Origin of the sequence: Salipiger bermudensis, assembly GCF_020171625.1 — a bacterium.
In the GTDB taxonomy this organism is placed as follows: domain Bacteria; phylum Pseudomonadota; class Alphaproteobacteria; order Rhodobacterales; family Rhodobacteraceae; genus Salipiger; species Salipiger bermudensis_B.
This window is the reverse complement of the sequence record NZ_JAIUZY010000006.1, coordinates 16205-35930: the sequence shown is the minus strand read 5'-3', so window position 1 is coordinate 35930 and position 19726 is coordinate 16205. Positions and strand designations below refer to the sequence as shown.

Annotated in this window: 17 protein-coding genes; 9 read left to right on the top strand and 8 right to left on the bottom strand. The window is 69.5% G+C overall.

The window, feature by feature from the left end; genetic code table 11:
- Positions 1-160: 160 nt before the first annotated feature.
- Positions 161-628, bottom strand: coding sequence for an Lrp/AsnC family transcriptional regulator (locus LCM15_RS12150; protein ID WP_224856748.1), 468 nt, complete (start codon positions 626-628; stop codon positions 161-163).
- 120 nt (positions 629-748) lie between these two features.
- Here LCM15_RS12150 and rocF point away from each other — a divergent pair, with 120 nt between their 5' ends.
- The 8 genes from rocF (at position 749) to LCM15_RS12110 (ending at position 11525) form a co-directional block, all read left to right on the top strand.
- Complete coding sequence (rocF, locus tag LCM15_RS12145; protein WP_224856746.1) at positions 749-1681, top strand: arginase; 933 nt, start codon at positions 749-751, stop codon at positions 1679-1681.
- The gene (locus tag LCM15_RS12140) at positions 1681-2745 is read left to right on the top strand and encodes an ornithine cyclodeaminase (protein ID WP_224856744.1); all 1065 of its coding nucleotides are present in this window, start codon (positions 1681-1683) and stop codon (positions 2743-2745) included. Before rocF ends, LCM15_RS12140 begins: the two co-directional genes overlap by 1 nt.
- A gap of 415 nt (positions 2746-3160) precedes the next feature.
- Positions 3161-4078: a helix-turn-helix domain-containing protein gene (locus LCM15_RS12135; RefSeq protein ID WP_224856742.1), complete on the top strand. Its 918-nt coding sequence runs from the start codon at positions 3161-3163 to the stop codon at positions 4076-4078.
- A gap of 37 nt (positions 4079-4115) precedes the next feature.
- Positions 4116-6227, top strand: coding sequence for a TonB-dependent siderophore receptor (locus LCM15_RS12130; protein WP_224856741.1), 2112 nt, complete (start codon positions 4116-4118; stop codon positions 6225-6227).
- A gap of 104 nt (positions 6228-6331) precedes the next feature.
- Complete coding sequence (locus LCM15_RS12125) at positions 6332-7111, top strand: ABC transporter substrate-binding protein (protein ID WP_224856740.1); 780 nt, start codon at positions 6332-6334, stop codon at positions 7109-7111.
- Complete coding sequence (gene fhuB / locus LCM15_RS12120; protein ID WP_224856739.1) at positions 7108-9045, top strand: Fe(3+)-hydroxamate ABC transporter permease FhuB; 1938 nt, start codon at positions 7108-7110, stop codon at positions 9043-9045. The genes LCM15_RS12125 and fhuB overlap by 4 nt, the downstream gene beginning before the upstream one ends.
- Positions 9042-9815 carry an ABC transporter ATP-binding protein gene (locus LCM15_RS12115; protein WP_224856738.1) on the top strand — a complete coding sequence of 258 codons (774 nt, stop codon included), beginning with the start codon at positions 9042-9044 and terminating at the stop codon, positions 9813-9815. The genes fhuB and LCM15_RS12115 overlap by 4 nt, the downstream gene beginning before the upstream one ends.
- A 9-nt stretch (positions 9816-9824) precedes the next feature.
- Positions 9825-11525: an ABC transporter ATP-binding protein gene (locus tag LCM15_RS12110; protein WP_224856736.1), complete on the top strand. Its 1701-nt coding sequence runs from the start codon at positions 9825-9827 to the stop codon at positions 11523-11525.
- A gap of 252 nt (positions 11526-11777) precedes the next feature.
- On the opposite strand, the gene LCM15_RS12105 is transcribed toward LCM15_RS12110, so the two are convergent.
- From LCM15_RS12105 to LCM15_RS12080, 6 genes are all read right to left on the bottom strand, one after another.
- Positions 11778-13076 carry a TRAP transporter large permease gene (locus LCM15_RS12105; protein ID WP_224856734.1) on the bottom strand — a complete coding sequence of 433 codons (1299 nt, stop codon included), beginning with the start codon at positions 13074-13076 and terminating at the stop codon, positions 11778-11780.
- The gene (locus LCM15_RS12100) at positions 13073-13570 is read right to left on the bottom strand and encodes a TRAP transporter small permease (RefSeq protein ID WP_224856732.1); all 498 of its coding nucleotides are present in this window, start codon (positions 13568-13570) and stop codon (positions 13073-13075) included. The genes LCM15_RS12105 and LCM15_RS12100 overlap by 4 nt, the downstream gene beginning before the upstream one ends.
- Positions 13570-14550 carry a TRAP transporter substrate-binding protein gene (locus LCM15_RS12095; protein WP_224856730.1) on the bottom strand — a complete coding sequence of 327 codons (981 nt, stop codon included), beginning with the start codon at positions 14548-14550 and terminating at the stop codon, positions 13570-13572. Before LCM15_RS12095 ends, LCM15_RS12100 begins: the two co-directional genes overlap by 1 nt.
- Positions 14551-14622: 72 nt before the next feature.
- Entirely contained in the window at positions 14623-15801 is a 1179-nt protein-coding gene (locus LCM15_RS12090; RefSeq protein ID WP_224856728.1) for an NAD(P)/FAD-dependent oxidoreductase, read from the bottom strand.
- Complete coding sequence (locus LCM15_RS12085) at positions 15798-16121, bottom strand: 2Fe-2S iron-sulfur cluster-binding protein (RefSeq protein ID WP_224856726.1); 324 nt, start codon at positions 16119-16121, stop codon at positions 15798-15800. The genes LCM15_RS12090 and LCM15_RS12085 overlap by 4 nt, the downstream gene beginning before the upstream one ends.
- A gap of 38 nt (positions 16122-16159) precedes the next feature.
- A complete protein-coding gene (locus tag LCM15_RS12080) occupies positions 16160-17335 on the bottom strand; it encodes a cytochrome P450 (RefSeq protein WP_224856724.1) in 1176 nt (391 codons plus the stop codon).
- A 125-nt stretch (positions 17336-17460) separates the two neighbouring features.
- Between LCM15_RS12080 and LCM15_RS12075 the strand changes: the two genes are divergently transcribed.
- Positions 17461-18363: a LysR family transcriptional regulator gene (locus LCM15_RS12075; protein ID WP_224856722.1), complete on the top strand. Its 903-nt coding sequence runs from the start codon at positions 17461-17463 to the stop codon at positions 18361-18363.
- Positions 18364-18698: 335 nt separating this feature from the next.
- Here the strand turns inward: LCM15_RS12075 and LCM15_RS12070 are convergent, their stop codons facing one another.
- Complete coding sequence (locus LCM15_RS12070) at positions 18699-19706, bottom strand: zinc-dependent alcohol dehydrogenase family protein (RefSeq protein WP_224856720.1); 1008 nt, start codon at positions 19704-19706, stop codon at positions 18699-18701.
- Between the last annotated feature and the right edge of the window lie 20 nt (positions 19707-19726).

Here is a 19726-nt window from a genome sequence, read left to right as displayed (position 1 = left end):
TGGCTCCGACAGCACCGCAACCCTGCGCTGTGCAGGACGGCGCGACAGGGCTCAAGGCCCCGTCCGGCCCCTCTTCGACGGCGCGCGGAACCGCGATCCTGCAGCGATGTCGCGGCGTTGCAGGGCGCTCTGCATCCTGTCGGACAGCCATTTACCGACCTCAGCGGCGGCCCATGCCGGCGGCGTGCGCCAGCAGCAGGCTGCTCTCCGAATTCACCACCCCCGGCACGCCCCGGATCTCGCGCAGGACGGTGTCGAACGCCACGAGACTGCCGGTGCGGATGTCGACCACCAGATCCCACGCGCCGTTGGTCGACCAGATCGTCGTCACGCCGGGGATCTTCGCCAGCGCCCGGATCACCTGATGCGACATCTGCCCCTGAAGCTCGACCATGGTGATGGCGCGGACCTCGCCCTCGACATCGACGTCGGTTTCGATGGTGAAGCGCCGGATGCGACCGGAGCGCACCAGCTGGTCGAGCCGCGTGCGCACGGTAGTGCGGGACAGGCCGGTGATATGGGCCAGCTCGGTGACCGAGCGGCGCGCGTCGTCGCGCAGCGCCGAGATCAGCGCCTGATCCGACGCCGAAAGAGTTGGCGTGTGCGCCGATGCCTGATCATTTTGCAAGATATACTGCCCATCTTGACCAGATTAACTGGGGAACTGATCATAAATTTGGTCAGAAAAGTCAACGGGTCGTGGGACAGTGCCCTAAAACCTGACCAATTTGCGCAAAGGACGAACGACATGCCCGGAACCTGTGCCCTGCTCGGAGCCCCCATCGAGACCGGCGCCTCGCAGCGCGGCTGCATCATGGGGCCCGCCAGCCTGCGCACCGCGGGCCTTGCCGAGGGCCTCGCCGGGCTTGGCTGGGAGGTCGCGGACCGGGGCGATGCGAGCATCCCCCCGCAGGGGCCGCAGCCGCACGCCAACCCCGCGCTGCATCACCTTGCCGAAACCTCGGCCTGGCTCGCCGCGCTGCACGAGGCCGCCTATGAGGCGGGCGCCGCCTGCGACCTGCCGATCTTCATGGGCGGCGATCACTCGATGGCGGCGGGCACCGTGCCCGCCATGGCGCGCCGCGCGCAGGAGGCAGGCCGCCCGCTCTTCGTGCTCTGGCTCGACGCGCACCCGGACCTTCATACCCTCGACACCAGCGAAAGCGGCAACCTGCACGGCACGCCGGTGGGCTACTTCACCGGCCAGCCGGGCTGCGAGGCCTACCCGGCCCTGCCCGCCGCGCCGGTCGACCCGGCCAACATCTGCATGATGGGCATCCGCTCGGTCGATGCGGCCGAGCAGATCCGCATCCGCGAGCTGGGCGTCGAGGTGCACGACATGCGCGCCATCGACGAGACCGGCGTGCTCGAGCCGCTGCGCCGTTTCCTCTCCCGCGTCCGCGCGGCCAATGGGATGCTGCACGTCTCCTTCGACGTGGATTTCCTCGACCCCTCCATCGCCCCCGCGGTGGGCACCACCGTGCCCGGCGGCGCCACCTTCCGCGAGGCGCACCTGATCATGGAAACGCTCTGCGACAGCGAGCTGGTCAGCTCGCTCGATCTGGTCGAGCTGAACCCCTTCCTCGACGAGCGCGGCAAGACCGCCAAGCTGATGTGCGACCTGACCGCGAGCCTGTTCGGCCGCCGCGTCATGGACCGCATGACCCGGAGTGCCTATTGATGACCGCCGACACCGCCAAGCCCGCCCCCTCGGATCTGGCCTACGTGCCCTTCGTCTCGGTCGAGAACATGATGCGCCTCGTGCACCATGTCGGCATCGAGACCTTCCTCACCGAACTCGCGCACCACATCGAGGCCGATTTCAAACGCTGGCCCGAATTCGACAAGACGCCGCGCGTCGCCTCGCACGTGCCCGGCGGCGTGATCGAGCTGATGCCGACCGCCGACAACGCACTTTACGGCTTCAAGTACGTCAACGGCCACCCCAAGAACACCCGCACCGGCCATCAGACGGTGACCGCGTTCGGCGTGCTCTCGGAGGTCGCCACCGGCTACCCGGTGCTGCTGAGCGAGATGACGGTGCTGACCGCGCTGCGCACGGCGGCGACCTCGGCGCTGGTGGCGCGCCATCTCGCGCCGAAGGATGCCAGCGTCATGGCGATGATCGGCTGCGGCGCGCAATGCGAGTTCCAGGCCATGGCGTTCCGCGCGCTCTGCGGCATCAACCGGCTGCGGCTCTACGACCTCGACCCGAAGGCCGTCGAGAAAGCCAGCCGCAACCTCACCGCGCAGGGCTTCGAGGTGACGCGCTGCGGCTCGGGGCAGGAGGCCGTGGAGGGCGCGCAGGTCATCACCACCTGCACCGCAGACAAGCAGTACGCCACCATCCTCACCGACAACATGGTCGGCGCCGGGCAGCACATCAACGCCATCGGCGGCGACTGCCCCGGCAAGACGGAGCTGCACCGCGATATCCTGCTGCGAGCCGACATCTTCGTCGAATACCCCGAGCAGACCCGGATCGAGGGCGAGATCCAGGCGCTCGACGCGGATCACCCGGTCACCGAGCTCTGGCAGGTGATGCGGGGCGAGGCGCCGGGGCGGCGGGACGCAAAGCAGATCACGCTGTTCGACAGCGTGGGCTTCGCGATCGAGGATTTCTCGGCCCTGCGCTACGTCCGCGACAAGGTGCGCGGCACCGAGTTCGCCGAACCGCTCGACATGCTGGCCGACCCCGACGACCCGCGCGATCTCTTTGGGATGCTGACGCGCGCCGCCGGGTGAGCCGGCGCGGGGGCTCTGCCCGCCGTCCGGTTTTGCCCCCTGCCTCCCGAACCGGCGGATCTGTCTGGCGCGAGCTCGCGCGGCCCTCGGCGCGGGCCACATGGGTCAGGGTGACTCGGCGCGAGCCTGGCAGCGGGACACGGCCCTGACGATAAGAAGACCGCACGCTGCGCCGCTCCCCTGACAGAAGCGCGTCGCATGGGCGCTCGGGCGCGACGCGCTCCGCGCGGCGTGGAATGCTTATTCGATGAACCCCCGCGCGGTGCCTGTTGCAAAGGCCCAAAGCACCTGCGGTTCGGCGCACCGCTCCGCTTAATTGACTAATCCTGTCAGAAATGCGAGTTAGGCGGCGCTCAGCAAGCCGGAGGACGGCCCGCCAGGCTGTCCTCCGCCCTTCTATGCCGAGCGTTCCCCGATGACCTTCATGCCCCGCATGACCGCCGAAACCCGTGCCATCCGCACGCTGCGCCCGCTCAGCTGGCGGCGCTGGCCGGGGGTGATCGCGGATGTGTGGCACGTGCGCGGCGAGGCCGGTGGAGGCGGGTTCTACAGCGCCCCGGACCCGCGGCTGGTGGTGTTCCTCGGCGGTGGCGAGGGTCTCCGGCTGCGCACCGACGATGCCAGCCCGTGGCAGGGTGATGTCTCGGTGATGTACGTGCCGGCGCATGTGCCGCTCTGGAGCCGCTTCGAGACCGGCGGAGAGTACGCCCATCTCGACCTGCATCTCGACGCGGGCCCACTGCAGCAGCGCCTGCGCGATCAGCCGCGCGAGGCGCTGGCACGGCCCCGCCTCGCCCGCACCACGCCCCGCATCGCGACGCTTGCCTCGATGATCGCGGACGAGGTCGAGCGCCCGGGCCGCCCCGATATCGCGAGCGACGGCCTGCTCTCGGCGCTGCTGTCGGAGGTGCTCGATCTCGGCCCGCCCGCCCCCGGGTACGGGCGCGGCGGTCTGCCCCCGCATCTGCTGCGGCGGCTCGAGAGCCACGCCCGCGCGGCGCTGCACCGGCGCATCACCAGCGCCGAGCTGGCCGAGGTGGCGGGGCTGTCGGAAAGCTGGCTGACCCGCGGCTTTCGCACCAGCCGCGGGCAGACGCCGCAGAAATGGCTGATGGCGCTCCGACTCGACGCCGCCGCGGCGATGATGCCCGACGCAAAGCTCAGCCTTGCCGAGATCGCCGCCGCCTGCGGCTTTTCCGATCAGGCGCACCTCACACGGGCGTTCCGGGCGCAGACCGGCGAAACCCCCGGAGAATGGCGGCGGCGCAGATTTGTCCCGGATGCTTCAAAGCCCGCCGGTCGGGTACAAGCGGGCCGGCAATATCCGAGATAATTGATCGGGAAATACCAACAATCCTCCGGACAGTGACATGACCCTTCCCCATCGTGCCGCCCTCGCCGCGGGCGCAAGCCTTCTAGCGCTGGCCACCGCCGCCACGGCGCAATCGACCGCCGACCTCTACGACCTCGGCACGCTGGTTGTCGACGGCTCTGCCGATCCCTCCGACCCGGTGCCCGGCTACGTCGCCACAACCGCCGCCACCGCCACCAAGACCGGCACGCCGATCCTCGAGACGCAGCAGTCCGTCTCGGTGATCACCGGCGAGCAGATCGAGGATCAGGGCGCCACCACCCTCGGCGACACGCTGGGCTACACCGCCGGCCTGACGGCGCAGCCCTACGGCACCGACCCGCGCTTCGATGCGCCGACCATTCGTGGCTTCAACGGTGCCGACGCCCAGTATCTGAACGGGCTGCGCCTGATCCGCGATCTTGGCGCTCCGGCCTTCGAGATCTATTCGCTCGAGCGGGTCGAGGTGCTCAAGGGCCCGTCCTCGGCGCTTTACGGCGCCGGCATTCCCGGCGGCGTGATCAACCAGATCCAGAAGCGCGCGCAGTTCCTGAGCTTCGGCGAGCTTGGCGTGGGCGTCGGTGACCCCAAAGCGACTGAGGGCTTCGTCGATTACAACCACGCCTTCTCGGACACCTTCGCCGCCCGTGTCACCGCAGTGGCCCGCGACAGCGAGGAAGACGTTGAGGAGCTGACCAACGAGCGCAAGTATCTCGGCCTCGCCACCCGCTGGGCGCCCACCGCCGCCACCCAGATCGAGTTCCTCGGCTCGTGGCTGAAGGACAGCCCGATCACCCCCGCAGGCGTGCCCTACGGCCTTGTCGGCGAGGTCGATGACGACGATCTGCGCAGCTTCTACGCCGGCGATCCGAGCGATGACGACAGCGAGCGCGAGATGCTGAACCTCGGGTTCTCGGCGCATCACGAGTTCACCGCCGACTGGTCGATCGATGCGAATTTCCGCTACCAGAAATTCGACTGGGACTATACCGGCTTCTATGTGAGCGGCCTCGACGGGGATGGTGATACCATCAGCCGAGGCGCCAACGACACCTCCGAGGACAGCTACACCCAGAACATCGACCTGCGCCTCAACGGGTATTTCGACACCGGTGCCGTGGCGCACCGGCTGGTCGTCGGCCTTGATGCCCGGCGCTACGGGGTCGAGAGCGGAAGCAGCTTCCTTTCCGCGGACCCGATCAGCTATTCTGACCCAGACTATGATGGCGCCAATCTCGGCGATGCGTCGTTTGTCTCGGCGGACGACCTGACGCTCGAGCAGATCGGCCTCTACGCGCAGGACGAGATGTCGCTCGGCAACTGGCGCGCCAGCCTCGCGCTGCGCCACGACTGGACCAGCCAGACCGGCACCACATGGGTCAATGGCAATCCCTCGGACGTGGGTCAGGACGAGGAGGCCACCACCGGCCGCGCCGGCCTCTCCTATGTCTTCGACAACGGCCTCGCGCCATACCTGAGCTATGCCACCTCGTTCGATCCCGAGATCGGCACCGACAACAGCGGCAGCGCCTTCGAGCCGACCCGCGGGCGGCAGTGGGAGGCGGGGGTCAAATACCAGCCGCTCGGCTTCGACGGCTTCTTCTCGGCGGCGGTCTACAACCTCCGTCAGGAGAACGTGCGCTCGGCCTATACCGACGCGAACGGCATCGGCGATTACAGGCAGGAGGGCGAGGTGCTGTCGCGCGGGATCGAGCTTGAAGGCTCCGCCGATCTGGCACAGGGATGGAACATCCGCGGCCAGTACAGCTGGAACGACACCAAGGTTCTGAGCGGCGACAATGCTGGCAACGCGCTGGAAAACGCGCCCACGCACAACGCGAGCCTGTGGCTGAACTACGAGTTCGCCTCGGCCAGCGCGCTCGACGGGCTGCAGCTCGGCGGGGGCGTGCGCTACATCGGCGAGCGCTACGGCGATGCGGCCAACAGCTACGATCTCGAGGACGTGACGCTGGTCGACCTTCAGGCCTCCTACGCGCTCACCGAGGATCTCGGCATGTCGGTCAACGTGTCGAACCTGTTCGACGAGGCTTATGTCGCCAATTGCGGCGGCTTCGGCTGCTACTATGGCGACGGACGCACCGTTCAGGCCCGCCTGACCTGGAAGTGGTGAGCCCGCGCGCAATACCCCTGAAGCGCCGCGCGGTCCTGCGCGGCGCTTTGTCGTCGCTGGCCCTCGCGGCGACCCCCGGTCTTGCGGCTGGTGGAGAGGCGCGTGTGGCGGCGATCGACTGGGCGATGCTCGAGACGGCGCTGGCGCTCGGGGTGACACCGGTCGCGGCCTGCGAGCTGATCCGCTTCCGCGCCGACGCCATCGAGCCGGAGCTGCCCGAGGGCGTCACCGATCTCGGCCTGCGCGGGTCGCCGAATTTCGAGCTGTTGCAGCTCACCCGCCCGTCGCTGATCCTGACCTCACCGTGGTACGCCCAGATCGCGCCGCGGCTCGCGGCGATCGGGCCGGTGTTCTCGCACGCGGTCTACACGGGCGCCCCGCCCTTCCCGCTGGCCGTCGCCGGGATGACCGCGCTGGCCGAGCGGCTGGGCCGCGAGGATGCGGCGCGCGCAGCGGAGCGCGAAGCGATGGAGACGCTCGACGCCCTGCGCGCCCGGCTGGCGCCGCTGCGCGCGCGCCCGGTCTATATCGTCCAGATCGGCGACGCGCGGCACTTCCGCGCCTTCGGGCCGGACAGCATGTTCGGCAATGTCGCAGCCCTGCTTGGCCTCGAGAACGCATGGACCGCGCCCACCGAGTTCAGCTTTGCCGCGCCCACCCCGCTCGAGCGGCTCGCCGCCCGTCCCGAGGCGGGCATCCTGTCGGTCGGAGAGATCCCGCCAGAGGCCAGACCCGGACTGCGGCGTTCGGTGCTGTGGAACCGGCTCGAACCGGTGGCCGCGGGCCGGTTCGAGGTCCTCCCGCCGGTCAACCCGTTCGGCGCGGTGCCCGCGGCGCTGCGCTTTGCCCGGCTTGCCACCGAGGCGCTGGAGCGCATGGCGTGAAGCTCGTCCTGCCGCTCGCCCTCCTGCTCTCGGCCCTGCTCTGGGCCCTGGCCGCGCCCGCCGGGGTGCCGGGACGCATCGCGCCCGACGCGCTGAGCCTTGACGAGTTGCTCATGCTCTACGGCCACATGCCACGCGGGGCGATGGCGCTGGTGGCGGGGGCGTGCCTCGGCCTCTCGGGGGCGCTGTTGCAGGTGGTGCTGCGCAACCCGATCGCCGACCCCTCGACGCTTGGCATCTCGTCCGGCGCGCAGCTCGCACTGGTCGCGGTGACGGTGCTGTCGCCCGGCTTGCTCGGCTGGGGACGAGCGCCGGTGGCACTGGCGGGCGCTTTCGCGGCGGCGGCGCTGGTCATGGGGATGGGGGCGCTGCGCGGCTTCCACCCGGTGACCATGGTGATCGCGGGGATGCTGGTGTCGCTCTTTGCCTCCTCGCTCGCGGGCGCGCTGACACTGGCGCAGGGGCAGTACCTGTTCTCGCTGGTGGTCTGGACCGGGGGCTCGCTGGTGCAGACAAGCTGGGGGCCGGTGCTGAGCCTCGCGCTGGTGCTGGCGCTTGGCGGCGGGCTGGCGGCGCTGATGGTGCGGCCGCTGTCGGTGCTCGGGCTCGAGGCCGAAAGCGCCCGCTCGCTCGGCCTGTCGGTGGGCCGGGTCCGGGCGCTGGCGGTGACGCTGGCCTGCGTGCTGGCGGCGAGCGTGTCTGCCGCGGTGGGGCTGGTGGCCTTCGTGGGCCTTGCCGCGCCGGCGCTGGCCCGCGCGCTGGGGGCGCGCCGCCCGGGGCAGATGCTCGCGCTGGCGCCGCTCACCGGCGCAGCGCTGCTGTCGCTGGTCGATGGGCTGGTGCTGACCGCCGCCGGTCACGGTGCCGAGATGTTCCCGACCGGCGCCGTCACCGGCCTGATCGGTGGCCCGCTGCTGCTGTGGCTGCTGCCGCGCCTGCGCGCCACGCCGCCCCCCGCGCCCGACGCGCAGCTTCCGCGTGCCGCGCGCCCGCTGCGGCGCGTGTTGCTGATCGCGCTTATCACGTTCGTGCTGCTGGGCCTGCTGCTGATGCTCGGGCGCACGCCCGAGGGCTGGAGCCTGCTCGACCGCGACAGCCTCGCCCTGTTCCTGCCGAACCGCCTGCCACGGCTCGCCGGAGCCGCTGCCGCCGGGGGCCTGCTGGCGCTGGCCGGGGCCGCGCTGCAACGGCTGACGGCCAACCCGCTGGCCTCGCCGGAGGTTCTGGGCGTCTCGGGCGGTGCCGCGATCGGCTATGCCGGGGTGCTGTTCCTCGCCGCCACGCCCTCGGCGCTCGCGCTGAGCGGCGGCGCGGCGCTTGGCGGGGCGCTGTCGATGGCGGTGCTCACCGGCGTGGTGCTGGGCCGCGATGCGCGCCCCGAGCGCCTGCTCCTCGCCGGCGTCGCGGTCTCGTCTCTCGCGACGGCGCTGCTGTCGATCCTGATGGCCGCCGGCACGATGAAGAGCTTTGCCGTGCTGGCGTGGCTGTCGGGCTCGGCCTCGGCGCTCACGGCGTCCGGCGCGGCGCTGCTGGTCGCCCTGCTCGCCCTTGCCTGCGCGGCGGCGGTGCTGATGGCGCGGTGGCTCACCATCCTGCCGCTCGGCCCCGAGGTCGCCCGCGCGCTCGGCCTGCCGCTGCGCGGCGCCACCCTCGGCGTCGTCGCTCTGGCCGCTCTGGCCACCGGCGCCGCCACCGTGCTCGTCGGGCCGCTGAGCTTCGTCGGTCTGATGGCCCCGCACCTCGCGCGACGCATCGGGCTGGCGCAGGCGGTGCCGCACCTGCTTGGCAGTGCCGGCCTCGGCGCGGCCCTCATGCTCGCCGCCGATTTCGGCGCCCGCATGGCGAGCTTTCCCTATGACCTGACGCTCGGCCTCTTCGCGTCGCTTCTCGGCACGCCCTGGCTAATCTGGCTGATGCTGAGGCGCCCAACATGACCGCGCTCTACACCCTGTCCGACGTCACCCTGACCGTGCCCGGTCGCACCCTGCTGCACGGGCTCGACCTGTGCCTGCCGCCTGGCAAGGTCACCGGGCTGATCGGGCACAACGGCTCGGGCAAATCGACCCTGCTGAAGCTGCTGTCACGCCAAAGCCGGCCCACGCGAGGCACCATCGCGTTCGCCGGGCGCCCGCTGTCCGAATGGCCGGCGAAGGCCCTCGCCCGCCATCTCGCCTACCTGCCCCAGCATCCGCCCGCCGCCGAGGGGCTGAGCGTGCGCGAGCTGGCCGCGCTCGGGCGCTATCCGTGGCACGGCGCGCTTGGCCGTCCCGGCCCGGAGGACCGCACCGCCACCGACGCCGCCATCGCCGCCTGCGGGCTGGCGAGCCTTGCCGAGCGCCGCGTCGACACGCTCTCGGGCGGCGAGGCGCAGCGGGCGTGGCTCGCCATGCTGATCGCGCAGGCGGCCGGCACGCTGCTGCTCGACGAGCCGATCTCTGCGCTCGACATCGCGCATCAGGTCGAGGTTCTCACGCTGGTGCAGAGCCTTTGCCACGCGCGCGAGCGCTCGGTGGTGGTGGTACTGCACGATCTCAACATGGCGGCGCGCTACTGCGACCATATCGTCGCGCTCAAATCCGGGCGGCTGGTTTTTGAGGGCGCCCCCGGCGATCTGATGACGCCGGACCGTCTTCATGACATCTATGGCGCGCGCATGGAGGTCATGACCCGCGCCGATGGATGCCCCGTCGCCCTTCCCGTTTAAGGCCCCGAGATGCTTCGACAGTTCTTCGACTACTACCGCCCGCACATGCGGCTCTTCTGGCTCGATTTCGGCTCGGCGGTGCTGTCCGGCCTGCTCGAGCTGGCCTTCCCGCTGGCCATCGCGGGCTTCATCGACCACCTGCTGCCGGGCGGCGACTGGGGGCTGATCGTGCTGGCCTCGGTGGCGCTGGTCTGCGTCTACATCGTCAATGCCGGGCTGATGCTGGTGGTGACCTACTGGGGCCACATGCTCGGCATCAATATCGAGACCGAGATGCGTGCTCGCGCCTTCGGCCACCTCACCCGGCTTGGCTGGGGCTGGTTCGACCGGGCCGAGACCGGCAAGCTGGTCGCCCGCGTGACCCGCGATCTCGAAGAGATCGGCGAGGTCGCGCATCACGGCCCCGAGGATCTCTTCATCGCGATCATGACTTTTGCCGGCGCCTTCGGGCTGATGCTCTGGCTGCACCCGCCGCTGGCGCTGATGACGCTGGTGATCGTGCCCGCGATGGGTTGGCTTCTGGCGGTCTATGGCGGGCGAATGACCCGGACGTGGCAGGCGATCTATCGCCGCGTGGGCGCCTTCAACGTACGGCTCGAAGAGAGCATCGGCGGCATCCGCGTGGTGCAGGCCTTCACCAACGAGGCGCATGAGCGCGCGCTCTTCGCAGAAGACAACGCCCGCTACCGCACCACCAAGCTCGAGGCCTACCGCATCATGGCGGCACTGAGCGCGCTGCAATACTCTGGAATGCGGCTGGTTCAGGTGGTGGTGATGGTGGCCGGGGCGGGCTTCGTCTTCGAGGGCGCGATGAGCACTGGCGATTACGTCGCCTTCCTGCTTCTGGTAGGCGTGTTCTTCCGCCCGCTCGAGAAGATCGCGGCGGTGATCGAACTCTATCCCCGCGGCATCGCGGGCTTCCGCCGCTATCTCGAGCTGCTGGACCAGCACCCCGAGATCGCAGACGCCCCCGAGGCGCGCAAGGCGCCCGCGTTGCGCGGCGAGATCACCTTCGACGATGTCGAATTCACCTATGACGGCGCGCGCGGGGTGCTGCACGGCGTGTCGCTCACGGTGCAGCCCGGCGAGACCGTGGCGCTGGTCGGGCCCTCGGGGGCCGGCAAAACGACGATGATGGCGCTGGTGCCGCGCTTCTACGAGCCCACCGCCGGCGAGATCCGCATCGACGGGCGGCCTCTGGCCTCGATGACGCTCGAGAGCCTGCGCCGGCAGGTGGGGCTGGTGTCGCAGGACGTGTTCCTGTTCGCCGGAACCCTGCGCGAGAACATCGCCTATGGCCGGCTCGGCGCCAGCGACGACGAGATCCTCGAGGCGGTGCGCGACGCCCAGCTCGGGGCGCTGGTCGAGAGCCTGCCGGGCGGTCTCGACGCGATGGTGGGCGAGCGCGGCGTGATGCTCTCCGGCGGGCAGCGCCAGCGGGTCGCGATTGCGCGAGTCTTCCTGCGCAACCCGCCGATCCTGCTGCTCGACGAGGCGACCTCGGCGCTCGACCGCTCGACCGAGCGCGAGGTTCAGGCGGCACTGGCGCGGCTGGCGGTCGGGCGCACCACGCTGATCATCGCGCACCGGCTCGAGACGATCCGGCACGCCGACCGCATCGTGGTGATGGATGGCGGGCGCATCGTCGAGACCGGCAGCCACGACGCCCTCGCCGCCCGGCAGGGGGCGTATTTCCGGCTGCTCAACTGACGTGCAGAGGCGCGGATCGGGAGGCGCGACGCCTGCGGCCTGCCCCACAGCCCCGTGCCGTCGTCGGCGGATCGCGCTGGAGCGAAACCGTCGCATCGTCCCTCGCCCCTCCCCGCCAAGCCCAAGACCTGAGGCGCAGGGCCTGCGCCTCAGGTCTTAAGTGAACCGCACCGAGCGTGCTTTGGCCGAACCCTGTCCTGCCCCGCCAGACCGCGACACAGCGCAAGGGCCGCGGTCTCTCAGAAGCAGGCGCTACATCATACCCGGCAGCCACAGCGAGAGCTGCGGCAGCGCCACCAGCAGGGCGAGCGTCACCAGCATCGCGAACCAGAACGGGATCACGCCCCAGAAGATCTCGCTCAGCGGCACGTCGCGGGCCACCGACTTCACGATGAAGACGTTGATCCCCACAGGCGGCGAGATCAGCCCCATCTCGAGCGTCAGCACCACCAGCACGCCGAACCAGATCGGATCGATGCCGAGCGACAGGATCACCGGCATGAAGATCGGCAGCGTCAGCACCAGCATCGCCAGCCCCTCGAGAAAGCAGCCGAGCACGAGGTAGATCGCGAGGATCAGGATCAGCGTGCCGTAGGCGCCCAGATCGAAGGCCACGAGCATCCGGCTGACCTCGGCGGGCAGGTGGCTCAGGGCGATGAACGGGTTGATCAGGTGCGCCGCCATCAGGATCAGCATCACCGAGGCGGTGGTGACGACACTGCTGCGCGCCGCCTGCCAGAAGCTGCGCAGATCCAGCGTGCGGCTCACCGCGCCGATCACGATGACCAGAGCCGCGCCGACGCCAGCCGCCTCGGTGGGGGAGAACACGCCCGTGTAGATGCCACCGATGGTCAGCAGGATCACCACGAGGATCGGGATCGCGCCGAGAAACGCCCGCCCCTTTTCCGACAGCGTCGTGGCCGGGCCCTTCGGACCGAGCGAGGGTTTCAGCGCGCAGAGCAGCAGCACCGTCAGCAGGAACAGTGTCAGCAGCAGGATGCCCGGCAGAACACCGGCCATGAACAGCCGCCCGATGCTCTGCTCGGTCAGGATGGCGTAGATCACGAAGCCGGTGGAGGGCGGGATCAAGATGCCCAGCGTGCCGCCCGCCGCGACCACCCCGGTCGAGAGGCGCGGGCTGTAGTTGAAGCGGTCCATCTCGGCCAGCGCGGTGCGGCCCATGGTCAGCGCAGAGGCCACCGAAGAGCCCGACAGCGCGGCAAAGCCGCCGCAGCCGATCACCGTGGCGGCGGCGAGCCCGCCGCGCACCTGCCCGATGGTGGCATAGGCGGCCTCGTAGAGCCGCCGGCTCATGCCGGTCACGCTCGCCACGTTGCCCATCAGGATGAACAGCGGCACCACGATCAGCTCGGAGTTGGAGGCCAGCGCGAAGGTCTCGGAGGCCAGCAAGCCGGTGGCCGCCTGCAGCCCGTTCAGGATCCAGATGCCGACAAAGCCCACGGTGAACATGGCAAAGGCCACTGGGATACGCAGCAGAAGCAGGGCAAGCAGCAGCACGAAGCCGGCGCTGCCGATCAGAACCGGGCTCATGGTGTGTTCTGCTCCGGATGGGCGCGGCGCGGCGCGATCAGCGCGCGCAGGATCAGCGCCAGCGCGGCGACCAGCGACAGGGCGCAAAGCGCGTATTGAAACCACGCCGTGGGCAGGCGCAGCAGGTTGCTCGACAGGTTCAGCATCTGGCTGAGCTGGGCGCTCTTGAAGACGGTGTAGGCGATCGTCACGAAGATCGCCGCCCCCAGCAGGCCGGCGACCAGATCGATGGCGCGGTTCAGGCGCGGCGGGAAGCGCGGCTCGAGGATGTCGACGACGATATGCCCGTCCTCGCGACCGCAAAGCGCCATGCCGCCGAACACCACGATCACCATCGTCATCATCACGAGATCCTGCGCCCCGTAGAGCGGCGCCCCGAAATTGCGCCCGACCACGTCGATCACGATCACGGCCACCACGAAGAGCAGGCCGAGCGTGCCGATGATCGCGGAGAGGCGGATCAGCCCCTCCGCAAGGTTTTGCAGACCGCGCATCACTGGCCCTGGATCGCCGCCAGCGCCGCCTCGCCGCCGACCTCGGCGACATAGGCATCGGTCACTTCGGCCAGCGCATCGTCAAACGCCTTGCTCGCGTCGGCGTCGAGATCGTTGACCGTGATGCTGTCCGAGCTGCGCGCTTCCTCGAGCGCCTTGTCGGCGGTCGCGACCCAGGCCTCCTCGGTCATCTTCGAGATCGGCTCGCCCTTGATCTCGTCGAGCGCCGCGCGCGCCTCGTCGGACAGGCCGTCGTAGACGCCCTTGTTCATCACCGTGTAGAAGGTGAGACGGCCAAGGTTCGGCCCGGTGGTAACGGAGCTCACCACCTCGTTGAGCTTGAAGTCCGACAGCACCGAGGCGCCGCTGACCAGCCCGTCGATCAGGCCGGTCTGGAGGCCGTTATAGACCTGCGTCATCGGCAGCTGCACCGGCGTCGCGCCAAGCGCCTCCATCGCCTCGGCGGCGATGGAGCCCGCGACGCGGATCTTCAGACCGCTGAGATCGCCGGGGCTCAGGACCTCGCGGTCCTTCATCATCAGGATGTTGGGCTCGGCACCCCAGAGCGCGATCGCCTCGGTCATCGGGAACTCGCCCTTGAGCTCGGACTCGTAGGCGCGCCACAGCGCGGCATAGCCCGGCTCCTCGAGCGGCAGCGCGCCAGGCAGCTCGACGATCAGCGTCTTGGGGAATTGCGACGAGGTGTAGCCCGGCAGGCCCCAGCCCATATCCGCGGTGCCCTGAACGATGCGGACATACTGGTCCGCAGGTCCCGCGCCGAGCTCGCCGCCATGGAAGGCGCGCAGGCTCGCGCCGTCTGCCGATCCCTCGGCCAGGGCGCTGGCGAGCGGCTCGATCTGCGCTTCGGTGATGGTGTGGAACGGCGGCGCCCAGTTGGCATATTTCAGCTCTTGCGCCTCGGTCGAGGCGGCCAGCGAGACGGCAAGCGTTGCTGCCGTTGCGAGTGACGTGATCTTCATGGTTCTCCTCCCGTTTGAACCCTTGTTTGGACCCTGGGCCGCCCTCTCGGGCGGCGCAAGACAATCTCCCGCTCAGGCGGCGATGGCCTCTTTCAGCGCGGCGAGATCGGCCGATCCCCCCGGCGCCAGAAGCCGCCTCGCCTTCATGTGGGCGCGTGCATTGTTGACGGTCTCCACCGCCGCAAGGCCGCCCGCGTCGAACCGCGCGACCAGCCCGTCCGCGACGACCTCCTCCGTCGCCCCTGGGCCGGCAAAGCCCGCGATCTGCAATTTCTGATCGCCCTGATCGGACCAGAACCACGGCACGGCAGCATAGTCCGGACAGGCGCCCTTGGCGATTCGGGCGGCGATCAGCCGGGCGTGATCGGTCGCGGCCTGAACGCTTTCCAGCCGCACCATGGCACCGCTGCGCGGATCGGGGAAGCTGGCACAGTCGCCAAGCGCCGAGATCGCCGGGTCCGAGCTGAGCAGCTGCGCGTTCACGCAGACGCCGTTCTCGGTTTCCAGCCCCGCCGCCTCGGCCAGTTCGGTGTTGGGGCGTACGCCCGCCGCCAGCAGGACGAAATCGGCCTCGACCCGCGCGCCATCATCGAGCGACACGCCCCCCGCATCGACGCCGATCGCGGCGCGGCCGAGATGCAGCGCGACGCCCTGTGCCCGGTGCCACGCCTCGAAATGCCGCGACATCGCCGGCGACACCGCCCGCGCCATCAGGCGCGGCGCGGCCTCCATCACGCTCACGTCGTGGCCGAGCTTGCGCGCCACGGCGGCAAACTCGAGGCCGATGAAGCCGCCGCCGATCACCGCGATGCGCCGGGGGGCCGCCAGCGCCTCGCGCAGGCGCGCGGCATCAGCCAGCGTGCGCAGGTCGCAGGCGTGCTCCAGCCCGTCGATGGGCGGGCGCAGGTTGCGGGTGCCGGTGGCGAGGACCAGGTGATCGTAGCCCATACGGCGCGCCTCTCCCGGGCCATCGAGATGCACCTCTTGCGCCTGACGGTCGATTTCAAGCACCCGCGTGTCGGGCAGATAGGCCACCTGCTTGCTCTCGAAGAAGCTCTCGGGGCGCAGGGTCAGCGCCTCGGCCTTGCCGTCGAGCAGGTAGGCCTTCGACAGCGGCGGGCGCTGATAGGGCAGCCCCGGCTCGGCGCCGATCAGGGTGATCGCACCGTCAAAGCCGCTCTGGCGCAGGCTGATCGCGGCCTGAAGACCGCCCTGCCCCGCGCCGACGATGACCACCCGCGATGGGCTCACAACTGCTCCTCCGGGAGGTGCACCACCAGCCCGTCGAGCGACGGGTCGAGCTTGATCTGGCAGGACAGGCGCGAGCGCCCGGTGACCTCGGAGGCGGCGCCCTCGAGCATCTCGTCCTCGTCGTCGGAGCGCTGGCCGGTCTTGGCCTCCCACGCCTCGTCGACATAGCAGTGGCAGGTGGCGCACATCATCGACCCGCCGCATTCGCCGACGATGCCGTCGACATCGTTCGAGACCGCGGCCTGCATCACGCTGGTGCCCTCTTCGGCCTCGATCACCGTCTCGGCCCCGTCATGGGCCACGTAGGTCACCCTGATCATCGTCCTCTCCTCCTCGTCTGTCTCACGTCCCGACGGGCTCAGTTGAGCACCACCGGCAAGTTGATCGGCCCGCGGAAGCCGAAGCCCTTCCACACCACCTCCTCCGGGTTTGGCAGCGACATGTTCGGGAAGCGGTCGAACAGCATCGGCAGGATGATCTTGCCGACGGTGCGGCGCGCCACATGCGCCCCGGCGCAGTGGTGCGGGCCGTTGCCGAAGGCCTGATGCGGGTTCTTGTCGCGGAACACGAAGAACGACTCGCCATCCTCGAACAGCTCTTCGTCGCGGTTGGCCGAGGCCTGGATCGTCATCACCGTGTCGCCCTTGGGGATGTCGAACCCGCCCAGCTCGGTGTCCTCGGTGACCAGCCGCGAGCTGGCCTGGATCGGCGCGACCCAGCGGATGCCCTCCTCGAAGGCCTTGTCCCATGCTTCCTGCGCGCGCACCTCGGCGAGCTGGTCGGGGTTGGTCAGCAGGCCGTAGAGGATCGTCGCCAGCGCATCGCGCGGCTCGTTGATGCCGCCGCCGATGGCGATCTTGATGTTGGCGTGGATCTGGCTCATCGGGATCGGATCGTCGGCGGTCAGCATCAGCGAATAGGCAGAGCCGTCGGGCTCAACGCGCCGGATCGGCTCAAGCTCGGCGAACAGCGCATCCATCTCGTCATTGGCCGCATCCGAGGCTGCGAAGGGCTCGGGTTTCCAGCCGAAATTGCCCGCCCCGTCGATGAGCAACTGCGACCAGCGCATCATCTGCTCGTCGCTGGCCTCGGGGATGCCGAGGATATGCGCGAGGATACGTGCCGCCAGCGGACCACAGAGATCGGTGAAGAGATCCACCGTCTCGCCGCGCGGCAGCCGGGCAATGTAGTCCTCGGCAAGCCGTTCATAGAGCGGCCCCCAGTCGGTCTTGATCCGCGTGGGCGTGAGCGCCTTGGAGATGGCCTTGCGCTCGACGAAGTGCTCCCGACCGTCCTTGCGCATCAGCGTGTGCGCTCGGAAGGCCGGCTTCATCGGGGTCTGCGGGTCATCGCTGCTGAACAGCTCGGGGTTGTCCTTGACCGCCTTGGTCAGCGCCGCCTTGGTGAGCAGGGTCCGGCCCGTCGAGGCGACCCGCAGCACCGGGCTTTCGGCGCGCAGGCGGCGATAGATCGGATAGGGGTCTGAACTCAGTTGATCGAGCGTAATCGCCCCGTCAAGCGGTGCCAGTGCCATGAACTCCTCCCAAAGTTCTCCTCTGCCGACACTCTAGGGAAAAGCGACCTTGCCAAGCAATGCGATGGAATGATTACCTGCCATCGAAAAATTCGATGAGTGCCCAGCCGACGCGAGGTGACTTCATGGCGCAGCCCACCCCCGATCCCTCCAGCATCGACTTTGCCGCGCTCAATCTTTTGCGGGTGGTACACGAGCTTGGCTCGTTCACCGCCGCGGCGGAAAAGCTCAACGTCAACCAGTCGGCGGTCAGCTACACCATCGCCAAGCTGCGGGCCTGCTTTCACGATCCGCTTTTCGTGCGCGAGGGCGGCCGGCAGGTCTCGACCGACCGCTGCGAGGAGATCCTCGCACGGTCGCTGCAGATCCTCGGGATGCTGGACGAGATGCTGCAGCCCGATGCCTTCGATCCGGGGAGCGCGACGCAGAATGTCACCATCGCCTGCAACTACTACGAGCGCGTGCTGCTGATCCCGGCGCTGGTCAACGAGATCCGCCGCGCTGCGCCGGGGATGACGGTGAAGGTCATCAACGCGCTTGGCGATGGACATCTGCGCCTGCTCAACCGGGAGGCCGATGTGCTGATCGGGCCGTTCGCGCGCTCGGAATCCGGCTTTCACTCGCGCAGGCTTTACGCCGAGGAATATGCCTGCCTGATGGATGCGGCACACCCGCTGGCCGACACCGCGCTCGACATCGAGGGCTATCTCGGGCTCAACCACGTGCTGATCGACTACGGCGGCGGCTGGCAATCCGCCTATCTGCGCGAACTCGAGGCGGCGGGGCACCGGATCGATCCGGTCGTGGTGGCGCCGAGCCCCGCGGGGCTTGCGACGCTGATCGTCGAGTCGGACCTCGTGGCCACGGTGCCGCGCCGGTTGGGCGAATGGAACGCCGACCGGCTCAAGGTGGCCGACTGCCCGTTCCCGGGGCGGTTCGACGTCTCGCTGGTCTGGGCCGCGCATACCAACGCCTCGGCCATGCATCGCTGGGTGCGCGAGCTGGTCTGGCGCGTGGCGCGGCGATAGATCCTCTCCGCAGGGTCTGACCGCCCCGTGTTCGATCGCGGGGGAACTTGGAACAACCGTCGGCCGTGGGACTAACGCTCACCAGCCTCGCGGCGGACGGGGGTGGGCAAAAGCCCTCGTCGCGTCAGGAAGAGGTCACGCGCCGCGGGGAGGGCAAGCCCTCTGAAACGGCGGCTTAGAGGCAAACACCATCGGGCGGGGCAAACCAACACCGACAGGCGCGGCCTCCGGCACGCAACCGACGCGGTGGCACCGCCCCTAGCGTTGCGACGTCGGGACGCGCCGCGCATCCGACGGCCCGCACGAAGGTGGGCCGTCGAGCTTGCGGCGCGGGCTTACATGGTGACGCAGATCTTGCCGAAATGCGCGCCGCTCTCCTGGTAGCGGAACGCCTCGGCCAGCTCTTCCAGCGGGAAGCTGCGGTCGATGACCGGGCGCAGGTCAAGCACCTCGAGCGCCTTCACGAAGTCCTGCTGATGCTCCCGCGAGCCGACGATCAGCCCCTGAAGCCGCTGTTGCCGCGCCATGAGCAGCGCCGTGGGGATCTCTCCCGAGGCGCCCGTCAGCACGCCGATCAGCGCCAGATGCGCCCCGGGACGGCCCGCGACGATCGACTGCGACAGCGTCGCCGGTCCGCCGACCTCGACCACGATGTCGACGCCGCGCCCGCCGGTCAGGCGGCGCATTTCCTCGCCCCATTTCGGGGTGCTGCGGTAGTTGATGACGTGGTCCGCGCCGAGCTCGCGCAGACGGTCGAGCTTGGCATCCGAGGACGAGGTCGCGATCACCGTCGCCCCCATCGCCTTGGCCAGTTGCAGCGCGTAGATCGAGACGCCGCCGGTGCCCAGAACCGCGACCACGTCGCCCGCCTTGATGCCGGCATCCACCACCAGTGCGCGCCACGCGGTCAGGCCCGCCGTGGTGATCGTCGCGGCTTCCTCGTGCGACCAGCCTGCGGGCGTGCGGGTGAAGCTCGTGGCCGGAAGGGTGACGCGCTCGCGGGCAAAGCCGTCGCAGCCGTCGCCGGGCGTGGTCGCGAAATCGACGGGGCGCGCGTCACCGGTCAGCCAGCCGGGGAAGAACCCAGACACCACGTGATCGCCCTCGGCGAAGTCGGTGACATCCGCGCCGACCGCTTCGACCACGCCGGCGCCATCGGCCATCGGGATGCGCCCGTCGGGCAGAGCGCCCTCGACCGCGCAGACGCGGTAGTCGTGGTAGTTGAGCGAGCTGGCATGGAGGCGCACGGTGATCTCGCCGCGGCCCGGCGCGGCCGGCTCGGCCGCGTCGCTCACCACCAGATTGTCGAGCCCGCCGGGCGCCTTGATCGAGACCTGTTTCATGAGACTGCCTTTCGTCCTGT